Source organism: Sphingobacterium kitahiroshimense, from assembly GCF_025961315.1.
Classification (GTDB): domain Bacteria; phylum Bacteroidota; class Bacteroidia; order Sphingobacteriales; family Sphingobacteriaceae; genus Sphingobacterium; species Sphingobacterium anhuiense.
Genome location: NZ_JAOQNK010000001.1, coordinates 2,742,249 through 2,766,759, shown reverse-complemented (window position 1 = coordinate 2,766,759; position 24,511 = coordinate 2,742,249). Strand labels below are relative to the sequence as shown.

Below are 24,511 nucleotides of genomic sequence, written 5' to 3'. Positions count from 1 at the left end.
GCTATCATTATGAAAACAATAAAATTATTTTATATACCGATTTCTGCATTATTATTTACAGGATTATTTGCCAGCTGTAATGATGATTTTGTCAATACCAAACCATTGGCAGAGGTTCCAAAAGAGCTTGTATGGACAGATGCAGGACTCGCTCAGGCATTTGTAAATGATCTATATAATGGATTTGGACAGGGAGGTTTTAACGAACAGATGTTAGCCTCGTTGACAGACGAGTCGATGTTTACCCATCCGGGTAGAGGAATCAATACCATTACGGAGAGTAGGTCTAATCCAGCGGATCAGGGCTGGATTGTTGATTCATATGAGTATGGGAATATGTACAAGCGTATCCGCGCGACTAATATTGCGATCGAAAATCTTATTACGCCAAAATTCAATAATGAAGCGCTAGCGAAACAGATGTTGGGAGAGGCTTATTTCTTAAGAGCCTATTACTATCAGCAACTTTTGCGTTTTTATGGTGCAATTCCATTGATTACCAAGATTTATACGCTTGAAGATACGGATTATACTGCTGCTCGAAATACGTATGAAGAATGCGTCAATTTCATTGTTAAAGATTGCGAACAGGCAGCTACTTTATTAAGCGGGGTGGCAAAAGTAGATGGTCGTACCAGTGAGGCGGCAGCTTTAGCTCTAAAAGCTCGTGTGTTACTATATGCAGCTTCCGATTTGCATGATGTACCAACGGCAAAGACCAAATCTTCAACTATATCAGCATATGCTAACCCAGAACTACTAGGTTATGTATCTGGAAATCGTACAGAGAGATGGCAAAAAGCTAAAGCAGCGGCAAAGGCTGTGCTGGATAAAGCAGAATTTGCATATAAGTTAGATTTATCTAAGAAAGAAACGCCAGCTGATGGACGTGCAAATTATATCGCTTTAGCGATGGCGGGTAATTCAAAAATTGCCGATGCTGATGCAAAACGGGATTTAATTTTAGGAAGATTCTTTAATGACTTGAAAGATGAAGGTGGGGCTTATGTAGGGCGTAACAATGGACCTAATGGCTATCATAACTGGGCAGGAAATAGTCCTACGCAATTACTGGTAGATGATTATGAGACCCTGTCCGGTGAAAAATTTAATTGGAATAATTCTGTTCACACAGACAGTATATATAACAATCGTGATCCTCGCCTTGGTGCTTCTATATTATATGACGGTGCTACTTGGAAACCAAGAACAGATGATGTTAAGAAGAGAGATCCTGCGAATCAAATCCAAACAGGTCAATATGAGGTAATCAATGATAAGGGAGCGAAAGTCATCCAGTATGGATTAGATACGCGTAATTCTCCGGTTGAAGATTGGAATGGAAGCTATACAGGTTATTATATGCGAAAATTTGTAGATGCGGACCCGAGAATTGTTGATCAGAATACCAGACAACGTGTGCCGTGGCCAGTACTCCGTTATACTGAAGTCGTACTGAATTATGCAGAAGCTTGTCTTGAATTGGGAGAGGATGCTGAAGCACGTACTTGGCTCAATAAAATTAGGTTCAGATCCGGAATGCCTGGAATTGATAACGATGAATCTGGACAAAAATTAAAAGATCGGTACCGTAATGAAAGACGTGTTGAATTGGCTTATGAGGAACACCGCTTCTTTGATACACGCCGTTGGATGAATGCCAAGGAAACGATAGGGAGACAAGTTACTTTAATTAATATTTTTGGGACTTTAAAAGCGGGTAAGCTTGTGAGTCTTTACCAATATAATACAGACAATTATAGCTACTCCTATAAAGTGAATACAATTGCACCTGGGATAGAAAATAGAAATTGGTTGGATAAAATGTATTTCATATCCATTCACCGAGATGAAATGAATAGAAATACCAAGTTGATTCAAAACCCGGGTTACTAGTTTTAATTAGCTAATTAATAAAATGGGGTTATCTTGAGTAAGTCATGACTTTAATTATAAAAGTTTCATCGTGCTTATTTGAGATAACCTTTTTTTTGTTAAAATAAATGAATGCGAACCAATTGTTCCCATTCGTCGTCAAGTGAGCCTATAAATTCAGGTTTCTTAGCACGGTTATACCAGTAGCGTGCATTCCAAAGATCTTTTTCTTTACGGTGTAGGTAAGCATGCACATGTGCCGATTTTGAATCTTGTAGATGATCGATTAAATCATGGGCTTTTTGCCAATCACCTTTTTTATCCCACCAAAGTGATTCGAGCCATATAGAAAGTTCAGACGGTGGAACTGCCAATACGGTGGAAGATGAAAATTTTTCAAATGTTAACATGCTTCTAAAATAATGAATAATGTCAACATAAAAGGGTGATTTTATTAAAATCACCCTTTTATATTATTTAAATCTGCTTGCTAATGCGGCTAATTTTGAAGCCATATCATTCTCAGGTTCTTTTTCTTTTCGCTCTTTGTTGTGAAAACTTTTTGGCTCACGCTTCTGTTTTGGTGATGAGGTTGCGTCATTTGTTTTCATAGAAAGGCCGATACGATTTCTTTTCTCATCAATTTCGGTTACTGTAACCTCTACATGTTGTTGTACTTTTACTACTTCGTGCGGATCAGAAATAAAACGGTTCGACAGTTGGCTCAAATGTACCAGTCCATCTTGGTGAACGCCAATATCAACGAAAGCACCAAAATTGGTAATATTAGTGATGATACCAGGTAATTTCATTCCTACCCTTAAATCCGATACTGCATTTACACCATCAGTAAAAGCGAAAGCTTCGAATTTTTCACGTGGATCCAGTCCTGGTTTTGCCAATTCGGCGATAATATCATTCAGTGTCGGAAGACCAACTTCATCTGAAATATAATTTTTTAGTGGTATTGTTTTCCTTAGTTCGGCATTACTCAACAGCTCATGAACACTTGTTTTAAGATCTTTAGCCATTTGCTCGACTAATTTATAGCGTTCAGGATGTACTGCTGATGCATCTAAAGGATTTTCAGCATTGCGGATTCGTAAAAATCCGGCGGCCTGTTCAAAAGCTTTATCTCCCAACCTAGGTACTTTCTTCAATTCACGACGTGATTTGAAAGGTCCGTTTTCTTTTCTGTAATTGATGATTGATTGTGCCAAAGCAGGACCTAAACCAGATACGTAAGCTAGAATTTGTTTTGATGCGGTATTTAATTCAACACCTACATTATTCACACAGCTCATAACTGTATCGTCTAGTGAGCTCTGTAATTTGTTTTGATCAACGTCATGTTGATATTGTCCTACACCGATCGATTTTGGATCGATTTTCACTAACTCTGCTAACGGATCCATCAACCTGCGACCAATAGAGACAGCGCCACGCACCGTGATATCCTGATCCGGGAATTCATCTCGTGCAGTTTCTGATGCAGAATAAATAGAAGCGCCACTTTCATTAACCATCACAATAGTAACTTGATCTAGATTCAGTTTACGGACGAAATCTTCTGTTTCCCGACCTGCTGTACCATTGCCGATAGCAATGGCTTCGATATCATATTTTTTTACTAAGTAAGGTATAGTACGCGTTGCTTCTGCTAGACCTCCGGCACCACTATGTGGAAATATAGCAGTATTTTCTAGTAAAGCACCTTGCTGATCCAAAACGACAGTTTTACAACCCGTTCTAAATCCAGGATCGATTGCTAAAATTCTTTTCTGTCCTAATGGGGCCGCCAAAAGTAGTTGACGTACATTATCTGCAAATACTTTGATTGCTTCTTCATCTGCTTTCTGACGTGTCAAAACTCGAATTTCAGTTTCCATAGAAGGTTTTAATAGTCTCTTAAAGCTATCTGTTAAGGCTAAGCGAACTTGCGCAGCTGCTTCATTATTCGCTTTGATATAAATGTGGTCAATTGCAGGAATAACTTCTTCTTCAGCAACTTCGATATCTAAATAAAGAAATTCCTCTTTCTCACCACGTCGCATGGCCAAGACACGATGTGAAGGTGCATTTTTTAATGATTCTGACCATTCGTAATAATCTTTATATTTTAATGCAGCTTCTTCTTTTCCTGGAACTACTCGAGATACAAATTGACCTTTGCCCACAAATATTTTACGCGCTTTATCTCTTACTTCAGCATTTTCAGCAATAGTCTCTGCAATAATATCGCGGGCACCTGATAGTGCCTCATCGATCGAGTTAACACCTTTTTCTTCATCAATAAGTGATGCCGCTAAATCGGTGAAATCTGTACGTTCCTGCGCTAATAGCAGGTCAGCAAGCGGTTGCAGTCCCTTTTCTCTGGCCATACTTGCACGTGTTTTACGCTTAGGCTTATAGGGAAGGTAAATGTCTTCTAGATTTGCCATCGTCTCTACATTCTGGATTTTTAACGCTAGTTCTGGAGTTAATTTTCCTTGATCTGAGATGGATTTTAAGATGGCTTCTCTTCTTTTATCTAAGTCACGTAATTGCTGAATACGGTCACGGATGGTCGTAATTTGTACTTCATCTAGACTGCCCGTCATCTCTTTTCTATAACGTGAGATAAAGGGTACAGTAGCACCTTCATCTAATAATCCGATTGTTGTTTGTACTTGTTTTTCGCTAATCGCTAATTCCTTCGAAACTATAATTTCGTGTGTCATAAATAGGGAATGTAATATTTATTAAAATAGAAAGCTGCTGGAAATAATCCAACAGCTTTATTTGACGATATCTTATTGAAAATAATAGGCTTAAACTTATGCTTCTTTAGAAGGTTCTTCTGCTTTTTTAGCTGGATCAACTGCTGTTTTTTCAATAGATTCAGTTGTATTATCCTCAGTTGCCTCTGTTTGTCCGTTATCTGCAAAATGATCGTTGTAACCATATTGAAAATGATTTGGCTCTTCACCATATTCAGGCTGACGGCTATACTGCATAGTACCTTCAGGTGCTGTAAACTGAGGCGTCTTCTTTTCGGATTCTTCTTTGTTTTCAGCTTCAGCTTCTTCTTTTACTTTTTGTTCTGCTGCTTGAGCTTCTGCCAAAGGATTTTCCTCTATTTTTAAATCAATGTCTTTTTCGAAATTATTAATTTGATCGGAAATTTCTCTTTTGATACCTTCTGAAGCATCTTTAAACTCTCTGATCCCACGCCCTAGACCTCTTGCCAATTCAGGAAGTTTTTTACCCCCAAATAATAAAAGAGCGATAACCAGAATCAACATCATTTCTGATGTTCCTATGTTAAGAAATGCAAATATTTGACTGTACATTTTACTATCGTTTTAATAAATTATAAATGCTAAGTTACAGCAATATTTTAAAAATGAAATAGTGTTTAAGGAAATATTAACATTTCAATTGTAAAAATTTAGTGTGCTAATTTGACATTTTCATTATGATTTATTGATAGATAAGAAATGTAGGATTGGGAAAAATCTCGTACTTTTGGAATCTTTTCAAATTAAGTAGCGGGAAAATATGTTGAAGCGATTAAAATCTTACAAGCCTTATTATTGGAGCACTTTTATACTGGCAGGACCAGTTGTGATCTCTCAACTTGGTCATACCATGGTACATATGGCAGACAGTGTCATTGTAGGGCATTTTGCAGGTACAGTTCCTTTGGCTGCGGTATCATTGGTCAATGCGGTCTTTATGGTCGTTATGGTTATTGGTTTGGGTATTGCTTACGGAATTACCCCATTAATTGCGCAGGAAAATGGACGTGGTAATAAAGAAGAATGTGCCAAGTTGCTTTCGAATAGTATTTGGATGAATGCCATAGCAGGGATACTCTTATTTTGCCTCGTATATTTTGGTTCTATGTTGGCTATTGATCATCTAGACCAAGATCCTGCGGTGGTAAAAGAGGCGAAGCCTTATTTACTTATTCTGAGTTTATCTATCTTTCCTTTGATGATTTTCAGTGCATTTAAGCAATTTGCTGAAGGTTTAGGTTTTACTAAACAAGCCATGAATATTACTATATGGGGCAATGTTCTCAACATTATCTTGGCTGTTATTTTTGTTAAAGGAATGTTTGGTATCAAACCTATGGGCGTCAGTGGGGTAGGATACAGTACGTTGATCGACCGTATTATGATGATGGTCGTCATGTTGTTCTATGTTATGAGATCTTCTTATTTTCAGCCTTATATCAGTAAATTTAAACTATGGGCTGTTGATCTTATCCGGGTTCGAAAAATTTTAAAAATAGGAGCACCTGTTGCCATGCAATATGTTTTTGAAATCGGCGCATTTGCAGGGGCCTCATTGATTGCTGGTACTATTGGTGCTGTTGAGCAAGCTTCACATCAGGTTGCTATTCAATTAGCTGCTATGACTTATATGATGGCAAGTGGAATTGCGGCGGCTGCAACTATTAAAACAGGGAATAGCTTTGGTAACAAAAACTTCTTTCGTTTACAGCGTTTTGCAGTTTCCTCTTATCAATTGGTTTTAGTATTTATGACACTGACGGCTTCACTTTTTGCTATCTTTAATAACTATCTTCCTTTTATTTTTACACAGGACATGGCAGTCGTTACTATTGCAGCTCATTTGTTGATTATAGCTGGATTATTTCAGCTTTTTGATGGAACTCAGGTTGTAGGTTTAGGCATATTAAGAGGTATGGGGGATGTCAATATCCCGACAATAATCACTTTTATTGCCTATTGGATTATTGGATTGCCAAGTGGATATTTTATGGGAGTTCATTTAGGAATGGGCGTAGAAGGAATCTGGTATGGTTTAACTTTGGGCTTGCTCACATCGTCTGTTTTATTATACTGGCGTTACCGTATTGTAATTCATAAACATTTGAATGCTTAGCATAAAAAAAAGGCTTCTTTTAATTTAAAAGAAGCCTTTTTTTTAATATGTTATATAACCGTTAGATTTCGCGATTAATATCCCAGTTCTCTAAATAATCGGCCACTCTTTTCAAAAATGTTCCTCCCAATGCCCCATCTATGACACGATGATCATAAGATAGCGAAAGATACATCATCTGTCTGATACCAATTAGATCACCATGTTCTGTTTCAATAACAGCAGGTTTCTTTTTAATAGTACCAACGGCCAGAATAGCTGCTTGAGGCTGATTGATAATGGGGGTACCCATGATATTTCCAAAAGCACCAATATTAGTAAAGGTAAATGTCCCACCTTGGGTATCATCAGGTTTTAACTTGTTAGCACGTGAGCGATTAGCCAGATCATTGACAGATTTGCTAAGTCCCACTAAGCTTAATTGATCTGCATTTTTGATTACAGGAACAATTAGATTACCATTTGGAAGTGCGGCGGCCATTCCAATGTTAATATTTTTCTTTTTGATAATATGATTCCCATTAACAGAAATATTGACCATAGGGAAATCTTTTAGCGCTTTAGCGATTGCTTCAATAAAAATAGGAGTGAAGGTGATATTTTCGCCATCTCTCTTTTTATACACCTCTTTCGCCTTATTGCGCCAGTTGACCAAATTAGTAACATCTGCTTCCACAAAAGAGCATACATGTGGTGAAGTCTGTACACTTTTCACCATATGATCTGCGATGATCTTGCGCATACGGTCCATCTCGATGATTTCATCCCCGCCTGAATTTATAGTATGAGCAGTTTCAACTGGAGTTGTAGCATACTGTTCTTTTTTCTCGGGAACAACAGTTGCTACTGGTTGAGGTGCACTTGTGCTAGTATAATCAGTACCAGTCTGCTCTCTTTTGCGTGTTACATATTTTAAAATATCTTCTTTGGTTACACGTCCCTCAGAACCTGTTCCAACCACCTGATCTAACTCTTGTTGACTTAGGCCTTCATGAGAAGCTATATTTTTGACTAAAGGAGAATAGAATCTAATTCCATTATGAATGCTGGACTGATGATTTTCAATAGCAGGTTGAATCTGATTTAATCCTGGTATTTCTATTTTTTTATCTTCAATCTGAATCGTCGTCGGAGCAACTTCTATTTTGTCTTGATTTTTCTCTGATACTGATTGCGTATCTACTGTTGGAGATTCTATTCCATCTTGGTCACCTTCGATCTCAATAATGGCAATTATATCACCTACTTGTGCAACTTGATCAATTGAAAAAAGTTGTTCTTTTAATATTCCTTTTACTGGAGAAGGTACATCCGAATCGACTTTATCAGTTGCTATTTCTAAAATTGCTTCATCTTCACTAATGGTATCACCTGGTTGTTTTAACCATTTTGTTACAGTAGCCTCAGATACACTTTCCCCCATTTTAGGAAGTAATAATTTATATAATGCCATAATAATTCAACTGCAATCCTTTTAAATACTAAGTTAGTTATTTTAAGGTTTATATTTTACAAAGTAAAATATAATTTTTGATAAATCAACTTTTGCGGAATAATATTTTACAAATCAATGCCTATCTGATGTTCTTTGACAAGTAATTGCCAAAGCATGAAAAGCGCTAATTGTCTGGTTCGTTCGATATTTATCGTTCTGTCATTTTGAAATTGGAACTTTCTGGCAATGGTTTCTTTTTCACCGGCAATTGCGATCCAAACTGTACCTACAGGCTTTTCAGGAGTACCTCCTGTTGGCCCTGCAATTCCACTGGTTGCAACTGCATAGTTTGTATCAAACTTATATTTAGCACCTTGAGCCATTTCAATAACGGTCTGTTCACTTACGGCTCCGTATTGACTCAGCGTTTCTTCTCGAACATCCAAAAGCTGTTGCTTTAGCTTATTCGAATAAGGAACGGTACCACCCACATACATCGCACTACAGCCAGGCACCGCAGTGATCATAGCGGCAAGACTGCCTCCAGTACAGCTTTCTGCTGTTGTTAACGTTAACCGGTGACTAATAAATTTCTGGATTAAAAACTTTTCTATTGAGGTGTCATGATTTGCAATGACATGATCAGCAAGTCTGTCGATCAGCTTACTTGCGAATTCTTTTGTTTCTTTTGTAATGTCGTCTTTATGAGAGCCAGTTCCAGATAGCCGTAACCTAACAAAGGCAAGGGTGGGCAAGTAAGCGAGTTTAATATGTGCGGGTAATTCAGATTCTAGATCCGCTATTTTTTCAGCGAGATAAGATTCACCAATTCCTCCAACGATAATATTCTCTTGAGCCAGATAGGTTGTGTTATCTTGTTTGCAAAGTATGGGTAATACTTGTGTGTTCATGAGATGCTTCATTTCAAATGGAACACCAGGCATAAAGATATAGGCGGTATCACCTTTTTTTATGAGCATACCCGGAGCAGTACCGTATTGATTGAACAGGATAGTACATCCTTTTAACACATCCGCTTGCTGTCTGTTGATTTCCAGCATTTCTTTTCCACGAGCTTCAAAAAATTGCGTTACATGCTGTAAGACCTCTTCATCGCGTTGAAGGAAAGTATCAAAATACTTCGTCGCAGTTTGCTTGGTTATATCATCTTTCGTAGGACCTAATCCCCCTGTAATGAGTACAACATCCGCCTGATCCTGACTATTGGATAATGCATTGAAAATAGCTTCCTCTTTGTCCGAGATCGAAAGAATCTGTGTTACGGAAATATTATTGTTTTGAAGCTGAGTCGCTATCCAGGCTGAATTGGTATCAATAATTTGACCGATCAGGATTTCATCTCCTATGGTTATAATTTGTGCTTTCATGGATATATAATAAAAGAAACGTACTGGTGTTGCGAGCAAAAGCTACCGAATTTCAACGTTGAATCTTTTAGGTCAATTAAAAATGTTAAAAAAAAGCAGTTATTAAAAATAACTGCCACCTGAACTATTCCTTTTCGAAAGTTTTAAATCTTGCAGGATTGAAGATTTAGCTCTTATCGTAATGTTATAACTTTGGTATCTTCCAAAAGGTGTCCATCCAATTGCCATATCCCAACAGTGAAGGTCTCTATAGATATTAAACTGTGTCAACGATATCTCTTTTGCTTTTAGATCGTAGCCCGAGTTAAAGGTTACTTTCCATTTCGGCGTTAAACTAAAATCACCATGAATATTTACCGTGCTCGTGATGGTCGAAACATGACCTGGCTTAGAATATTGGAAACTAAATGATCCGGCTAAGTTCCAAGGTATATTGAAATTCACAAACGCATTCGGGTCGGCACTGATGCGGGATAGAGCCTGTGCCTGTTCCGGAGTCATATTGGCTCCCATTTGGTTACGTAAAGAATCGATGTTATTATTTCTGTTTTTTGAGGCCTTTGGATTGAAACTATAATCAAATGAAAGACCGAAATTGGTCAAACGTGCAAGTTTACCATCACTGAACATATATTTGTTATAGCGTTGTCCTGCTTGATCAATTGCATAGGGATCTAATGTTCCGTTGAAGTTAATGTTAATTTTTTCACCAAATACGGCAGTTCTTCCAGAGAAAGAGATGGGTGATAATTTCATGGAATCGGCCACAAAATTGTAGTTTCCACTAAATGATAAACCCTGTAGGATCGGAATCTTTTTAAACCCACCATCTGTGGTATCCGATTTACTCTTTACTTTTGCTTCGATATTATTATCAACAGAGAAACCGATTCCCATAGATTTACCTGCCGAAGGTGAGCCGTACACATTATCCTGAAAAATAGAGTACTGGTTTAACATACCATATTGATCAACATAATTTTTATAGAAGCCATATTTCGAATCAGAAAAATCAGGTCTGTAGTTTAAATTGACAGATGGGGTGATGACATGCCTTATAGCCTGTATTTTACCGATTTTTGGATACATACCATAGATTTTGGTAGATACTCCGGTTGATACAGAATAATCATAAGCCCTTTTAAATCCTTGTACTGTATCTTTGGCCGCAACATAACCTTCTTTGGTATTCTCCATTCGCTGACGGGTACTCTGTAAATACCATCTTTCCGTGTAATTCACACTTGTGTTGAATTGGAAATGACTAACATTTAGGGATAAACTGATCGGGATATTATGTTGAAAACCGTTTGTAAATTGTTTTAAGGTCTGTTTTGAAAATAAGGTTGAGTCGCCAGTATTTAAGGTATTAGTTCCCTGTAGACTATATCCTACGTTGATACGTTGGTACCACTTTTGTTCATTTACACGGTCTTTAGAATCAAAAGGATTGAAAGAAGAAACGTTTAAACTGAAATTAGGAAGTTGCAAATAGACATTGCCTGTACTCATGTCCTGGCGATGGCTCAGACTCGAGGTAAAGTTAACTTTTCCGTCAGCAAATACACGACCATAACTAATGGAGGAAGACATGTTATTTTTGGTGATATCGTTATACGTATTGGTTCCGTTTGCACCTGTATTTCTAAAATATGATCCCGTTCCAAAATTCACATTTGCTGAAAAAGAGGTTCCCGGATTTGCTTCCTGACGCTGTGTATGGTTCCAAGTAACATTGAAATCTTTGTTAGTCCCATAATTATCTGTTCCTTCAACTCCGGCTTTGGTTGAGGCATAACGGATATTGAATCCACCATTATATTTATAGTTGACCGTATATCTTGTATTGATCGATGCTTCCCATGATCCTTTCGAATATAAGCTTCCTCGAACTTCACTATCCCAATAATCATTGAAAGCTAGATACCAACCGATGTCACGCATGGCAAATCCACGGGTATAGTCTTCTCCAAATGACGGAAATAAAAAACCTGAAGATCTTTTGTCCGGTTTAGGGAAAAAGGCAAACGGGAAACCGATAAATTTTAAAGGGATGTTCTGTAATACGAGATAGGATGGACCTGCGATAATTTGGTTTTTAGTCACAATAGCTTTGCTGAGAAAAATCCCGAAGTGTGTGTGTGGTTCTGGAAGATTACAGGTACTATACAGTCCATGATACAGCGACATTTCATCGTAAATATTCTTACGAACTACCTTTGCCTGGATATAACCTCCTTCTACATCAGTCATGATTCCGTAGGTATTACCCTCTTGTTTTTCGTAATCATATAGGAGGGAGTCGACCGTTTTAGGACTTTCAGCTCCAGTCATTACAATAGGACGCCCTACATACTTGCCATTATGGTCGATAATACCTGATGCAAATATTTGTTTTTTATTTCGGTCTAATCGAATATAATCGGCAGATAGTTCAAAATCTTGATACTTAACTTTAGCACCTCTATATAAGTGACTTATATTTTTATCGACTTCCGTACGTTGTGAATCTCTGGCGATGATACTGACCTCCGCCTGCAATCCACCCTTATTTTTGGTACTGTCTTTGCCGATAATTGTAGAATCTCGTTTAACACGAACGGAATCAGTTGTTCCTTTGACCGAAACAGAGTCTTTTAGACTCTTTGACGTTGTCTTTACGGGGGTTTTTTCTTGCGAAAATGTTGCAGAAACACTTAGCGAAAGAATAAGAAATATTGTTAAAATGTGTGTTAACGACTTCAAAATTAAAGACAAATGTTATTTTTGTAAAAATATTTAAACTAAGCTTGACAAAATTAGTCAAAAACAAATAGAAAGTGATGTTTTTTAACGAGATTAACATTTCCTATTTTTGTACCACAATATTACTCATAACATTTTGTTATTAAATTACAGAAATCAAAAAAAATATACATGAAATTAGATTTGAATATTAGAAAGCGGAAACTTATATTTTTTTTAGCTCCAGCGATTTTTCTATTTATGGTTTTGACGAGTGCTACTCCTCCAAGCAATACTATTTCTAAAGCGCATGTTACTCCACCCCAGGATTATCAAATTAAAACAATTGTAATTGATGCCGGCCACGGTGGGAGGGATTCCGGAGCCAAAGGATCACGTTCTTTGGAAAAAAATATAGCTTTAGAGGTGGCTTTGAAATTAGGTAAAGAAATCGAAAGACAGTTGCCTGGAGTACGCGTAATGTTTACCCGTAGAACAGATGAGTTTATTGATTTATATAAGCGTATCCGAATGGCTAATGCTGCGAAGGCTGATATTTTTATATCGATTCACTGTAATTCTGCACCAGGAAGATCCTCAAGAGGTACAGAAACAATTGTATCAGGTTCACATCGCTTAGGTGAGCAGACTGCTGCCATTCGTGAAAATGCGTCCCTATTATTAGAGGAGAATTATAAAGAAAATTATCAGGGATTTGACCCAAAAGATCCAGAGAGTTATATCATCTTCTCTTTGATGAAAAATCAATACCGCGAGAAAAGTGTCAAATTAGCAAATCTGATGCAACAAGAATATGTTAAATCAGGAAGAGTAAGCCGAGGGATTCTTGAACAGGGATTGGCAGTATTAGCAGAAGCAGGAATGCCAGCGGTTTTGACCGAAATTGGTTTTGTAAATAATCGTGCAGAAGAAGACTATATGCTATCGGATGAAGGACAAAGTGAGATCGTACAAAACTTAGTCTCAGCAATCAGCGCATTCAAAAAAAGCGTAGAAAGATAAACTTATTTGCCATTGTCTTGTTTAAATGATAAATTGAGTTCAATAAAAACACCTTAAGGAAATATTATTTTGAAAATATCAAACGAGACTAAAGTCGGAATTTTAGCTGTAATAGCAGTAACATTATTATTTATAGGATATAGCTTTTTAAAAGGTAATGATGTATTTAGCAGTGATAATACCTATTATACATCTTATCAGGCAGTGGATGGTCTTACAGCCTCTAAGCCTGTATTAGTGAACGGATATCAGATTGGCCGTGTTTCTAAGATGACATTGCAACCAGATGGAAGCATTCTCACAGAATTTAAAATTAAAGCCGAATACAAAGTTCCGAAAAATACCGTTGCACGTATAGCAAGTACAGATCTCCTGGGTGGAAAAGCAATTGTATTTGATATGGGCAATAGTACAGAAATGGCTAAAGATGGTGAAACATTAGCTTCAGGTATTCAGGCAAATATAATGGACAAAGTAGAGCCTATTCAGAAAAGAGTTGAAACCATCACCATAAAATTAGATTCTGTACTAACAGTTGTCAATTCTGTTTTGGACGATCAATTTCAAGAAGACTTTAAGCAAAGTGTTCATAGTATTTCAACATCTTTAAAAAATGTGGAGCTAATTACGAAAGATGTAGAAGGTCTGGTTGGTTCGGAACGTAAAAGATTAACCACGATTATCTCTAATCTTGAAGTTATTACCAATACATTTAAAAATAATAGCGGTCAGATCACAGCTATCATGTCCAATTTGAATACTGTAACAGATAAAGCAGCTAAATTAGATTTCCAACAAACTATGGATAAAGCTAATATGGCTATGACAGACTTCCAAACAATCGTAGATAAGATCAACAAAGGGCAGGGTTCAATTGGATTATTGATCAATGATAATAAGCTCTATGATAATTTGAATAATGCTTCAGAAAGCCTTGATCACCTGATGAAAGATATTAAAGAGAAGCCGGGAAAATACATTAAGCTTTCCATCTTTGGTAAAAAGGGAGAGCAGGAGAAATAAAATTAAAAAGGCTTGAAGGTAAACTTCAAGCCTTTTTAATTTATAAGGTTTCTTTCAGCCATCCGAAAAATTCTCTTTGCCATACCTGAGCATTATGCCCTGATAGCACCCAGTGATTTTCGTCGGGTAAATAAACTAATCTACTTTTGATTTTCTTCAATTGTGCAGCCTCAAAAGCACCTAGTCCCTGGCCAATCGGCACGCGGTAGTCATGACCTCCTTGAAAGATTAATATTGGTGTATTCCACTTGTCAACATATTCAGAAGGGTTGAATTCGGTATATGATTTTACATTTGCTTTATCCCAATAAGGACCGCCTAGTTCGTGGTTCGCGAAAAACAATTCTTCTGTCGTACCATACCAACTTCTCATATCGAATAAGCCGTTATGTGCAATTAATGTTTTAAATCTATTTTCATGTACTCCAGCTAGCATATATACTGAATAACCACCATAACTAGCACCGATAGCAGCACGACGTGTTGTATCTACATATTTCTCTTTAGAAATATCATCAATGGCAGATAAATAATCCCGTATAGGCTGTCCGCCCCAATCTTTGGATATTGCTTCATTCCATTTGACTCCCCAGCCAGGCATCCCGCGACGATTTGGAGCGATCACAATATAACCTTGAGAAGCGATAAGCTGTAGATTCCAACGGAATGAGTAAAACTGGGTCAGTGCAGACTGAGGGCCACCTTCGCAATATAAAATCGTTGGGTATTTTTTTGTTGGGTCAAAATCTGGCGGATAAATTACCCAAGAAAAAAGATCTTGGCCATCAGAAGCTTTTGTAATTCTGGATTCAATTTTATTATCACTGATATGAGCATACATTTTATCATTGACAGTCGTCAATGCCGTTAACGTTTTATTCGCTAAGTCATATTTGTAAATCTCTGTAGCTCTTGTGAATTTTGTTGATGTTACGATCAACTGATTGGCTACCTGTCCCACAATTCCTGTGATATCAAAATTTCCTTCAGAGATTTGTTTAATCGATGCTAAAGATTTGTTTTTTAAATTAGTAGGAACAGTCAGTTCGAAAAGTTGTACGGTACCTTTGGATGGTGCCACAAAATAAATCTTACGATTGTCCTTGCTCCATATGAAAGAGTTTACTGTGCCGTCCCAATGTGCAGTAAGATTTAAACGCTGAGATGATGCTTTATCGAAAATAATGATATCATTTTTATCGGCTTCGTAACCATCTTTTTTCATACTTAGCCAAGTTAACTTAGTTCCATCTGGACTGTAAGTCGGGTTGGTATCATAGCCATTCATACCCTCAGTCAGATTTGTTGTTTGCTTAGAAGTAAGATCATAGCGGTAGATATCCGTATTTGTACTCACGGCATACGCTGTTCCAAACCTTTTTTTACTGACATATAGCACAGCTTTACTATCTGGTGTCCATTCAAAATCTTCAGAACCGCCAAATGGCATTTGAGGGCTATAGAAAGGCTCATCCTGCAATAAATCAATTGCTTCGCCAATCTTACCGTTGTTATAGCTGGCTACAAATGGATGATTGAATTTTCCATTATTGAACGTGTCCCAATGACGGTAGTCAAGATTGTCAAAAACATAAGCGTCAGATTTTGGTAAATCAGGATATTTGTCGGTACTGTGATATTTTTTGATTAAAACTGCTTTGCTAAATAAAATATATTGACCATTTGGAGAGAGTTTTACATTTTCTAGATCAGTTTCGCTGTGTGTCAATTGTATAGCTTCACCTTTATATCTATTCTTTTTCCAAAGTTGCCCTTTGAACAAGTAAATGATATCGCCATTTTCTGTAATCTGTACAACAGACTCGCCGCCCTTTTCACTTGTTAGAGGAGCTGTGTTACCTGTTTCTAGGGATAATGTGTAAAGGTTTTTTTCCGAACTGTTTGTTTCTATAGCATAATTAGAGACACCATATATTAAAGTTTTTCCATCTGTTGAAATTCCTTCTCCAGAAACTCGGCCTAATTTCCAAAGTGTCTGCGGATCTAATGGTGCTTTTGTGGTGTTTTCCATATTAAGAACCATTTTGGTTTCTTTGTTTTCCTGAGCTATTGATGCCGAAGCGCATAATAAAATGGAAAGCGTTATTAAAGATTTTTTTTTCATAAAGAATACGAATATGAACAGGCAAGATACAAAATCTAAGATCATTTAACATATTAAATAAAGTATTGGAGAAAGAAAACAAGGTGAAGGAATTGTTCAGAATGACGCGATATCACTTTGTGTTAAACTATTGAAGGGAATTGGAGAAATTATAAAATACTATCTTAACGCATTAAAAAAAGCATACCATTGATATTAGTGACTGAAAATTATATAGAATTAGTTGGATAAAAAAAGCTTCACTCAGTGCTCAAAAAGGAAGGGCTATTTAACCTTTTTAGCGCTGAGTGAATACGCAATTTTAAAGCTGTCTTTGCTCTTATTGGAGAATCGGGATAAGCGTATTTTCCTCTAATCTTACTGCGACATACTTTACGGAAGTAAAACCATCTTCTCTAGAAATGATGTTGGAAAGATCTAGCCCTCTTTTAGAAAAAGTACTTATGAGCGCAGTGCGGAATGTAGATTTGGAAGAACCCCAACCTTTTTCCGATACCGTATCATTGTTGAGCTGTATCAGTTCGTTGATTGAATAATAACTGAATTTTTCCAGTAAATGTTGATAAAGATTTGGTGTTGACATACAATTTAAAAATTTAAAGGATTAAACCATAAACTGTATCCAGATATTTTTGGTCGAAACCCATATTAATTTACCACCGCGGTTATGTAACTCGGTTGGTATTGCAACGTGCAATTCTGAATACTCTACAAATTTAGTAGATTTTATTTTGTTTCAAAATTTATTTTAAAATAATTAATTCATGATGAGAATTTTATGAATGATGTCGATCCGATTATTATTTCTTTATGGCAGCAATTATAATAAATATTGGCCTTCTCATCTCGTCTTTCATTTCCGGATAAATTTTTAAAACTTCCTCTGAAGGTTTGGATTCCGATATTTGTTGAATATCAAAATTAGATTTAATAACTGTGTTGATGATAGTTTCTAAATTTCGATGGTATTTAGTTACCTCGTGTCCAAGAAATCGAGTGTTTCTTTGACCTTCTTCCTGATAATTGTCCATCGGCCAATGCAGACGATTTCCATTTTCATCCTTAAACCAATCCTGTTCAGCTCTTGAAGTAAAAGCAGGGTGCTCCATTGAAAAGACAAAACTTCCTCCTTTTTTAAGAATTTGATTTATTTTCATAAAAACACTGCTTAAATCTTTTAGGTAATGGAATGCAAGTGAACTAATAACGACATCAAATTCTTCATAGTCAAAATTAATATCCTCGATGGCCATTTTTTTATATTCAATTTCAAAGTTTTTGGAATGCTCTTTTGCTTTATCAATCATTTTTTGAGATAAGTCAATTCCAATTACATTTTTAGCCCCTTTTTGCTTAGCATAAATACTGTGCCATCCATATCCGCAACCTAGATCAAGTACTTTCTTATTCTGGAAATCGGGTAACATTCTCTGTAAAACATGCCATTCTCCAGCAGCATTTAAACCATCTATAGAACGTTGTATCTTTCCATAGTTTTCAAAGAAGCTAGGATCATCATATTTGTTTTGCTTCATCTTATTATTCGCTGTTTTGATATGAGATCAAAATTACTGCCAATATCAGTTTGTGGAAAACTTCCATTTTAACAATTCCAAAAATATAGATTTTTTATGTCGTGGCGCTTTTTCGTGTTTCTGCATATCTTAATATATGCAGGTTTTGGGCATTAACTAATGCATATTTCAGGGTGTTAAGAAGTTATTGATCAAGATAATTAATTGTTATATATCGATTATTTAGTTTTTTGTTAAGGTTAGTATTGTCTAAAGTCGTTTAAAAAAAGGATAAAATCAGTTACTGGATATGATATTTTCGCGACTTCGTTAGAATATCAACAATTTCAAAACAGTGCTGGGTCTGATAAAAAATTGTATTGAGTTGAAGTAAGGTCCCATATAGAGTACGAAAGTAATTTTGTAGTCATTATAACGATAGATTGAGATAACTAGCAATATGGATCTGCTTATATATTTCTTCTAGAATTGTTATAATATATTAGAGGTATTATACAGTAATTATACAGGGTTAATAGAGGTAAAACTGTGTAAAACCACTATTTATCCTAATTGAAACTTGTTTAAAATCACTTTAATTATTAAATTAGAACTTCATGAGATACAAACGCAGTCATAACAGCTTTATATCTTAACCAATTTCCAACATAAATAAACCATTATGGCAATATTAAAAGCAGGAGTAAACGGACCATTTTCGGGTAAAGTGGGAAGTATTGTTGGCTATGAATTAAATGATCAAACCATTATTCGTTCTCTACCCGCAGTGGTAAAAAGAGCCCCTAGCAAGTTGACCATCATTAACCGGATGCGTATGAAAGTGGTATCCAAATTTCTAAGTCATCTTAAAGCACCGATCGCGTTTGGTTATAAAAATCTTGCACCAAAAGGTAGCCGTGTCGGAACTTTTCAGACGGCTCAGTCCTATCTACTCAACAATGCCTTAGATTATGATGCCGAAAATATGCCCTATGTTAATCCTGAAAAAGTGCTGGTGTTTAGAGGTGATATGGTTCCGCCACTGCTCATTAATGTGGAACGTAGGGACAATAGTTTGTATATTGAATGGAATACTGATGCCTGTAAGGGTTATCCTGCGGCAGTCGCTGTGCTGGCATATGTGATTGAAAAGTCGTGTATTTTGAATGAAGGAACAGCCATCTCAACAGAGGGTAAAATGGTATGGGAACATACACAATTTTCAAATGATGAGGAGCAGGTGCATATCTATGTCGGTTTCTACGATATGCTTCATGATAAATTCTCAGATTCTGTATATGGAGGATGCGTATAAAAAGTATTCTTTATTTTGTCTATTTTTTGAAATAGGATAAGACAACCAAATTTTTTAGCCTAACTCCAGACAATATTAAAATAAGCACGAATCTATAAGCATACAACACTGACTATACAATCACCCTAGCGATACACAACAAATAGCCTGCAAGCACACAAGAGCGACACTAGGATGAGCCTAGAATCACACAAAGTCGATTATACTTCCATGATACATGTGCACAACGATGCCCCTTTCTATGGCCTCGCTATGCACATGTCATAGACAGCAAATGAGCAATTAGGTTTATCCGACCGCTATAGATGGAAATAGAAACAATAATCCATTTCATTATATTGCTTTTCTTTTAAGGAGTATCAAGATATATGTTAAATATATCTTGATACCTTCTGTTGCCAATCTCATCGTTTATCGTATTGATACCAATTGATCTTTGTGGATATGCGCATTAAAATTGCCAATATGATAAATATACCTATTGTACCCACTATCAGTGAATAATCACGTAATTGCATTAAGATAAATATGAAACTATAGAAAATGGAAAGTATTCCAGAAAAGATAAGTGCAGACCTGCTATCATTGGTAATAGATTTAATGAATGAAGCGATAAGAATAATAGTAGCTAATGCGGCTAGTAGGTAAGCGAGGTTGAAACCGAGATGCTCACTAATGGAAAGAAGCAGGGAGTAAAAGAGTACCATAGCAAAACCAATCAGCATATACTGTATAAGATGTATGCGTTGTTTTTTTATAATTTCTGTGAAGAACAGTGCCGCAAATGTTAGAATAATAATCAAAATTCCATATTTGGCTACACGGGTAGTTTTTTGATAATTATTGACTTCCTCTAAGAAGTTGATTTGAATCATATCTTTTTCTGTCGCTATACTGCTCTCAGTGGTAGTGGTAGGTTCGACAGTACTGCTATATCCTTCACTGACGGCATTACTGATTTCATAATTGTTTTTAATTTCATACAGTTTCTCTGCATCACCAACCCATTGTTGCGAAAATTTACGGTTGAAACTTGGAATATTCCAGGTTGCCTCAAAATTGTTCCCTGTTATATTTCGGTCATCGGCTAAAACGGCACCGTTAAAACTTGGATTAGCCCAATTTCCCTGGGTATGGATCTTAGTCTGTTTTGCCAATGGAAGGAAGTTAATGGATTGCGAACCTCTTACATTAAATTTAATCTGAAAATTACCTAAGGTTGTTTTTGTTTGAGTAAGATCGATGGCTGCAATCATGTTATTCTCAAAAGGATTTAGAGCAGACATATTAGGTTCGAAGTCAATTTTCGTTTGATTGAAAACCAAACTTGGAGATGCTCCAAGCCCTTTAAGATCACTTAAACCAATTAGTATTTTGGCATTTTTCCATTCTAGTTCCTGACCGCTCAAGTCTATTTTGTTAAAATCGATCGCATCAAAAGAACCTTTTAAATCAAGTTGGGCATTGTAGACGACGCTTTTATAAATACCTCTTTTAAGCGATTCTGGTGAAATCGTACTATTAATGTCCAATGATTTTGGCATTAGGTAAACGTATTGCGTTATGTAGGTATTCTTAGTGGAGATGATATTCTTATCCGTAGTGACAATTTCTTTTACAACCTGATAGGGGATGGCAATAATAGGGCCTGATATCACCTGTTGACCAGCCCATTTAAATGCAATTTCACTGCTTACTTCTGACTGTCTATTTTTTCTTTCTTCAATAAGATCCTTCACCCAGAATAATGGGATTAGCAGTAATAGAACCAGTACAACAATGGTACTCAGTTTGGCGAAAATAGATGAACCAATACGTTCTAAGAGGGGTGTTTTATTTGTTTCCATGATTTTAAATTTATAATGCTGTTAAATTATGATGGTTAAGGTGTGTTTTTAAATTAAAAGATAAGCTGTTTTTGATTTCAGCTAAAGGAATTTTCAATAATGCCTTAAAATCCAGATCATAGAATTTTTGCATAGAATTTCCTTTTGCTAATGCTCTGAAGTACGTTTTTAGATATTCGGGATATATACAGGTCCCTATTCCAATCATGGCAAATTGGTATAAACTTATCTTTCCATTGCCAAGTAATAGATACTGCATAGCAACTTCGTCCTGTATTTCTGTGCCGCACTCTGTGATGACATGAAACACATCGTGATTCTCTAGTTTTGGGATAACATCAAAACCTTTCTCTTGATAGAATATACCTATATGATATCCTAAAGAGTCTTTCGGGAATTTTAGAAAATCTTCTTTACTGATTTTCCAAGCTGATTTATTTTGTTTAAATAACTCTGTGTAAATCTTTTGACTGGAGTTGTACAAAGCGAGCATTATGGTTAATCGTATTTTCATGTTTTTTATTTTAAAAGTACTTTGAAATTCAAAGTAAATGGATAAAAAAATTATTTGTATTGTTGTTTGATCAATTTTTCAAGAGCCTTTAAATGTTCTTCGAAAGCCCTTTCACCTTCGGTTGTTCTTCTATATCGTGTATTTGGCTTTCTGTCGACAAAGGTTTTAAAAACTTCGATGTATTTTTCCTTTTCCAATGTTTTCAAATTAGAAGCCAGATTTCCATCAGTGACATCCAGTATGGATTTTAATGAATTAAAATCATATTCGTCATTAGCCATCAATACGCTCATGATCTGTAAGCGGACTTTATTTTCAAATACTTTATTATACTGTGTTAAGTCTAAATTCACTATTCGTATTTTTTATGAACGATTACTCCATATATGATATGTAGAACTCCAAATCCCAATGCCCAAAAAATAATTCCATTACCTGGAAAAAGCAAAGCTAATAGTCCTAGTACAATTTCTAAAATTCCAAGACCTTTTATTTCACTAAATGTATAATGACTACCGGCTGTAAGTGCCAGACCGTAAAAAATCAATAGGATAGAGGATACCACCGCATAGTTTTCTTTAAAGATAGCTATGATGGCAAATAGGCCTCCAGTACAAAGCGGAACTGCCATTGCAAAAAATAAAGCCCGGCTTGTGGTATTCCAAATATTTTGGCGATTAGCTTTAGCTTTTTTTATGGCCATAAAGACTCCCGTAAAGATAGAGGCTATTAAAACGAGAATAGCTGTCGTTAGAAGTTTCATGATAATCAATGGTTCATTGACATAATGATCCCGATAACCCATTTGACTATCAAAGCCATAAACTTCATAGTAGGCATATGCTGCTCCTAGTAGTGCATATGTACCAATAAGAACACTGGAAATCCCGCTAATGGAAATAAATTTGCTAGATTTTTCCATTAAATTCCGAATACTTGCTATTTCTTTTACTAAATCTTCTTGTTTCATAAAAGTACTTTGTTTTTCAAAGTAAATGAATAAGAATGAATTATGCAAATTTATTTTTTACCATAAAATATAAATTAGAAAATAATGAAAATTTATTGAGAAAAGACTTGCATCATATACGTTTCGTTTCTATCTTTGTGCCAACAAGAAATCCTAATGCGGAAGTGGCGTAATTGGTAGCCGCACCAGACTTAGGATCTGGCGTCGCAAGACGTGGGGGTTCGAGTCCCTTCTTCCGCACTTGAATGTCCTCCCGAAATTAAATCATCGGGAGGATTTTTTTTTATCAAAATAATGCGTAACGGTTTAGAAAGAGTATGAACATTTCACACGAAAAAGTTGACGCGATCAACGCAGTAATTACAGTTGATTTAGCGCCAGAAGATTATAACCCACAAGTAGACAAAGAAATCAAGGATCAAGCTAAAAAAGCTAAATTACCTGGATTCCGCCCTGGTTTAGTGCCTGCAGCACATATTAGACGTACTTATGGTAAATCAATTTTGTTGGATACAGTAAACAAAATTGTTAATGATAAAATTACAGCGTACATCGGCGAGAATAAATTAGAAGTTTTAGGTCAACCTCTTCCTATTGAAGAAACGGCTACATATAACTGGGACTATAAAGATAACTTCCAATTTAAGTATGAAATTGGTTTAGCTCCAGAATTTGTAAATCCTTTCACTAAAGAAGCTGAATTTACAGAATATGACATTAAGGCTGATGATGAAACTTTAGAATCACGTATTAAAAATTTACGTCGTAGCTATGGTAAAATGACTAACCCTGAAGTTTCTGAAGAAGGTGATGTTTTATACGCTACGTTGAAACAAGATAAAGAAGACGGTATTGAGAAAACAACTTCGGTACGTACTGATATTATCGAAGATGCAAAAATTAAAAAATCTTTAGTAGGTCTTAAACAAGATGATACGGTTAAGATTGATATTAAAAAAGCATTCAATGCTGAAGATATCTCCCGTATTTTAGGAATCACTCCTGAGGAGGTTGAAGCTTTGGACGTTACTAAATTTGAGTTAACGGTAAAAAATATCAACCGTTTAGAAGAGTCTGATTTAAATCAGGAGTTCTTCAATAAATTGTTTGCTGAAGGCGAAGTTACTGAAGAAGCTGAATTCAGAACAAAAGTAAAAGAAGAAGTTGAAAACTTATTCAAACAAAATTCTGACCAACGTTTACGTAATGATATGTATACTTTCGGTATGGAAAAAGTTGATGTAGCTTTTCCAGAAGAGTTTTTGAAAAGATGGTTAAAAGCAACGAACCCAAGTATCTCTGAAGAAGAGTTGAACGAAGGTTTTGCTGATTTCTTGAATAACTTGAAATGGACGATCATTGAGAACCGTGTTGTTACTGAAAATGGTCTTGAAGTTAAATATGATGAAGTAATCAATTTGGCAAAAGAGCGTATTTATGCGCAGATCAAAATGTACAACATCAATGAGGAGCCAAGTGATGAGCAATTATCGCAATATGCAATTCAAATGTTGCAAGATAGAGAGCAAGGAAACCGTTTGTTCGAAGAAGCAAAAGCACTTAAAGTGTTCGAATTCTTAAAAGAGCAAATTAAAATCAATAAAGAAGAGATCGAATATAGTGCATTCGAAAAATTAGCGTAAGCTATTCAACTTCTAATCATAGAAAAAGCCTTTCCATATTTTGGAAAGGCTTTTTTTAGGTGCAATTACTGGTTTCTAAGCTTGATATAATATGAAGTGAGCCTTAGATAAGAAAGTTTTAGTATGATTACACGAGCTTTTATATGACCTTCATGTTGTTTGCACCAAGATGGTCTATTTGTTTTTAATTGAATAAATTATTAAGCTGTTGAAGGGCTA

The 24,511-nt window shown here is 36.0% G+C and carries 19 protein-coding genes, 1 tRNA gene and 1 riboswitch; of the genes, 7 read left to right on the top strand and 13 right to left on the bottom strand.

Annotation, left to right across the window (positions count from 1 at the left end):
- Window positions 1-9: 9 nt before the first annotated feature.
- Window positions 10-1,896 (top strand): RagB/SusD family nutrient uptake outer membrane protein, encoded by a 1,887-nt coding sequence (locus M2265_RS12350; protein WP_132772113.1) that lies wholly within the window; start codon window positions 10-12, stop codon window positions 1,894-1,896.
- A 98-nt stretch (window positions 1,897-1,994) separates the two neighbouring features.
- Here the strand turns inward: M2265_RS12350 and M2265_RS12345 are convergent, their stop codons facing one another.
- The 3 genes from M2265_RS12345 to M2265_RS12335 form a co-directional block, all read right to left on the bottom strand.
- Window positions 1,995-2,285: a hypothetical protein gene (locus M2265_RS12345; protein WP_132772114.1), complete on the bottom strand. Its 291-nt coding sequence runs from the start codon at window positions 2,283-2,285 to the stop codon at window positions 1,995-1,997.
- A 63-nt stretch (window positions 2,286-2,348) separates the two neighbouring features.
- Window positions 2,349-4,595, bottom strand: a complete 2,247-nt coding sequence (locus tag M2265_RS12340) for a Tex family protein (RefSeq protein WP_132772115.1) — start codon at window positions 4,593-4,595, stop codon at window positions 2,349-2,351.
- A 96-nt stretch (window positions 4,596-4,691) separates the two neighbouring features.
- The gene (locus M2265_RS12335) at window positions 4,692-5,207 is read right to left on the bottom strand and encodes a twin-arginine translocase TatA/TatE family subunit (RefSeq protein WP_132772116.1); all 516 of its coding nucleotides are present in this window, start codon (window positions 5,205-5,207) and stop codon (window positions 4,692-4,694) included.
- 208 nt (window positions 5,208-5,415) lie between these two features.
- On the opposite strand from M2265_RS12335, the gene M2265_RS12330 reads away from it, so the two are divergent.
- Entirely contained in the window at window positions 5,416-6,771 is a 1,356-nt protein-coding gene (locus tag M2265_RS12330; protein WP_132772117.1) for an MATE family efflux transporter, read from the top strand.
- Between the two features lie 61 nt (window positions 6,772-6,832).
- Here the strand turns inward: M2265_RS12330 and M2265_RS12325 are convergent, their stop codons facing one another.
- From M2265_RS12325 to M2265_RS12315, 3 genes are all read right to left on the bottom strand, one after another.
- Entirely contained in the window at window positions 6,833-8,224 is a 1,392-nt protein-coding gene (locus tag M2265_RS12325) for a dihydrolipoamide acetyltransferase family protein (protein ID WP_132772118.1), read from the bottom strand.
- A gap of 107 nt (window positions 8,225-8,331) precedes the next feature.
- Window positions 8,332-9,594: a competence/damage-inducible protein A gene (locus M2265_RS12320; RefSeq protein WP_132772119.1), complete on the bottom strand. Its 1,263-nt coding sequence runs from the start codon at window positions 9,592-9,594 to the stop codon at window positions 8,332-8,334.
- Window positions 9,595-9,696: 102 nt separating this feature from the next.
- Window positions 9,697-12,339 (bottom strand): putative LPS assembly protein LptD, encoded by a 2,643-nt coding sequence (locus M2265_RS12315; RefSeq protein WP_243655477.1) that lies wholly within the window; start codon window positions 12,337-12,339, stop codon window positions 9,697-9,699.
- Window positions 12,340-12,510: 171 nt separating this feature from the next.
- Here M2265_RS12315 and M2265_RS12310 point away from each other — a divergent pair, with 171 nt between their 5' ends.
- Together M2265_RS12310 and M2265_RS12305 are read left to right on the top strand one after the other, a co-directional pair.
- The gene (locus M2265_RS12310; RefSeq protein WP_232789198.1) at window positions 12,511-13,341 is read left to right on the top strand and encodes an N-acetylmuramoyl-L-alanine amidase family protein; all 831 of its coding nucleotides are present in this window, start codon (window positions 12,511-12,513) and stop codon (window positions 13,339-13,341) included.
- A 69-nt stretch (window positions 13,342-13,410) separates the two neighbouring features.
- Complete coding sequence (locus tag M2265_RS12305; RefSeq protein WP_021189627.1) at window positions 13,411-14,364, top strand: MlaD family protein; 954 nt, start codon at window positions 13,411-13,413, stop codon at window positions 14,362-14,364.
- A gap of 40 nt (window positions 14,365-14,404) precedes the next feature.
- Here the strand turns inward: M2265_RS12305 and M2265_RS12300 are convergent, their stop codons facing one another.
- From M2265_RS12300 to M2265_RS12290, 3 genes are all read right to left on the bottom strand, one after another.
- On the bottom strand, window positions 14,405-16,489 hold the full coding sequence (locus tag M2265_RS12300; protein ID WP_132772120.1) for an alpha/beta hydrolase family protein: 2,085 nt from the start codon (window positions 16,487-16,489) through the stop codon (window positions 14,405-14,407).
- A gap of 319 nt (window positions 16,490-16,808) precedes the next feature.
- Window positions 16,809-17,072: a hypothetical protein gene (locus M2265_RS12295; RefSeq protein WP_021189623.1), complete on the bottom strand. Its 264-nt coding sequence runs from the start codon at window positions 17,070-17,072 to the stop codon at window positions 16,809-16,811.
- A 35-nt stretch (window positions 17,073-17,107) separates the two neighbouring features.
- A riboswitch (SAM-I-IV-variant riboswitch) is annotated at window positions 17,108-17,201 on the bottom strand.
- Window positions 17,202-17,289: 88 nt separating this feature from the next.
- Window positions 17,290-18,024, bottom strand: coding sequence for a class I SAM-dependent methyltransferase (locus M2265_RS12290; RefSeq protein WP_132772121.1), 735 nt, complete (start codon window positions 18,022-18,024; stop codon window positions 17,290-17,292).
- Window positions 18,025-18,685: 661 nt separating this feature from the next.
- On the opposite strand from M2265_RS12290, the gene M2265_RS12285 reads away from it, so the two are divergent.
- Complete coding sequence (locus tag M2265_RS12285; protein ID WP_132772122.1) at window positions 18,686-19,318, top strand: DUF6266 family protein; 633 nt, start codon at window positions 18,686-18,688, stop codon at window positions 19,316-19,318.
- Between the two features lie 404 nt (window positions 19,319-19,722).
- Here the strand turns inward: M2265_RS12285 and creD are convergent, their stop codons facing one another.
- From creD to M2265_RS12265, 4 genes are read right to left on the bottom strand one after another with little or no spacing between them, the layout of a single operon-like run.
- Window positions 19,723-21,165: a cell envelope integrity protein CreD gene (gene creD, locus M2265_RS12280; protein ID WP_132772123.1), complete on the bottom strand. Its 1,443-nt coding sequence runs from the start codon at window positions 21,163-21,165 to the stop codon at window positions 19,723-19,725.
- 10 nt (window positions 21,166-21,175) lie between these two features.
- Window positions 21,176-21,679: a Coq4 family protein gene (locus tag M2265_RS12275; RefSeq protein ID WP_132772124.1), complete on the bottom strand. Its 504-nt coding sequence runs from the start codon at window positions 21,677-21,679 to the stop codon at window positions 21,176-21,178.
- A 50-nt stretch (window positions 21,680-21,729) separates the two neighbouring features.
- On the bottom strand, window positions 21,730-22,032 hold the full coding sequence (locus M2265_RS12270; RefSeq protein WP_021189616.1) for a winged helix-turn-helix domain-containing protein: 303 nt from the start codon (window positions 22,030-22,032) through the stop codon (window positions 21,730-21,732).
- Complete coding sequence (locus tag M2265_RS12265; protein WP_132772125.1) at window positions 22,032-22,649, bottom strand: hypothetical protein; 618 nt, start codon at window positions 22,647-22,649, stop codon at window positions 22,032-22,034. Before M2265_RS12265 ends, M2265_RS12270 begins: the two co-directional genes overlap by 1 nt.
- Window positions 22,650-22,807: 158 nt before the next feature.
- Between M2265_RS12265 and M2265_RS12260 the strand changes: the two genes are divergently transcribed.
- Window positions 22,808-22,889: transfer RNA gene (locus M2265_RS12260), tRNA-Leu, on the top strand.
- A 77-nt stretch (window positions 22,890-22,966) separates the two neighbouring features.
- Window positions 22,967-24,292, top strand: a complete 1,326-nt coding sequence (locus tag M2265_RS12255) for a trigger factor (RefSeq protein ID WP_132772126.1) — start codon at window positions 22,967-22,969, stop codon at window positions 24,290-24,292.
- Window positions 24,293-24,511: the final 219 nt, after the last annotated feature.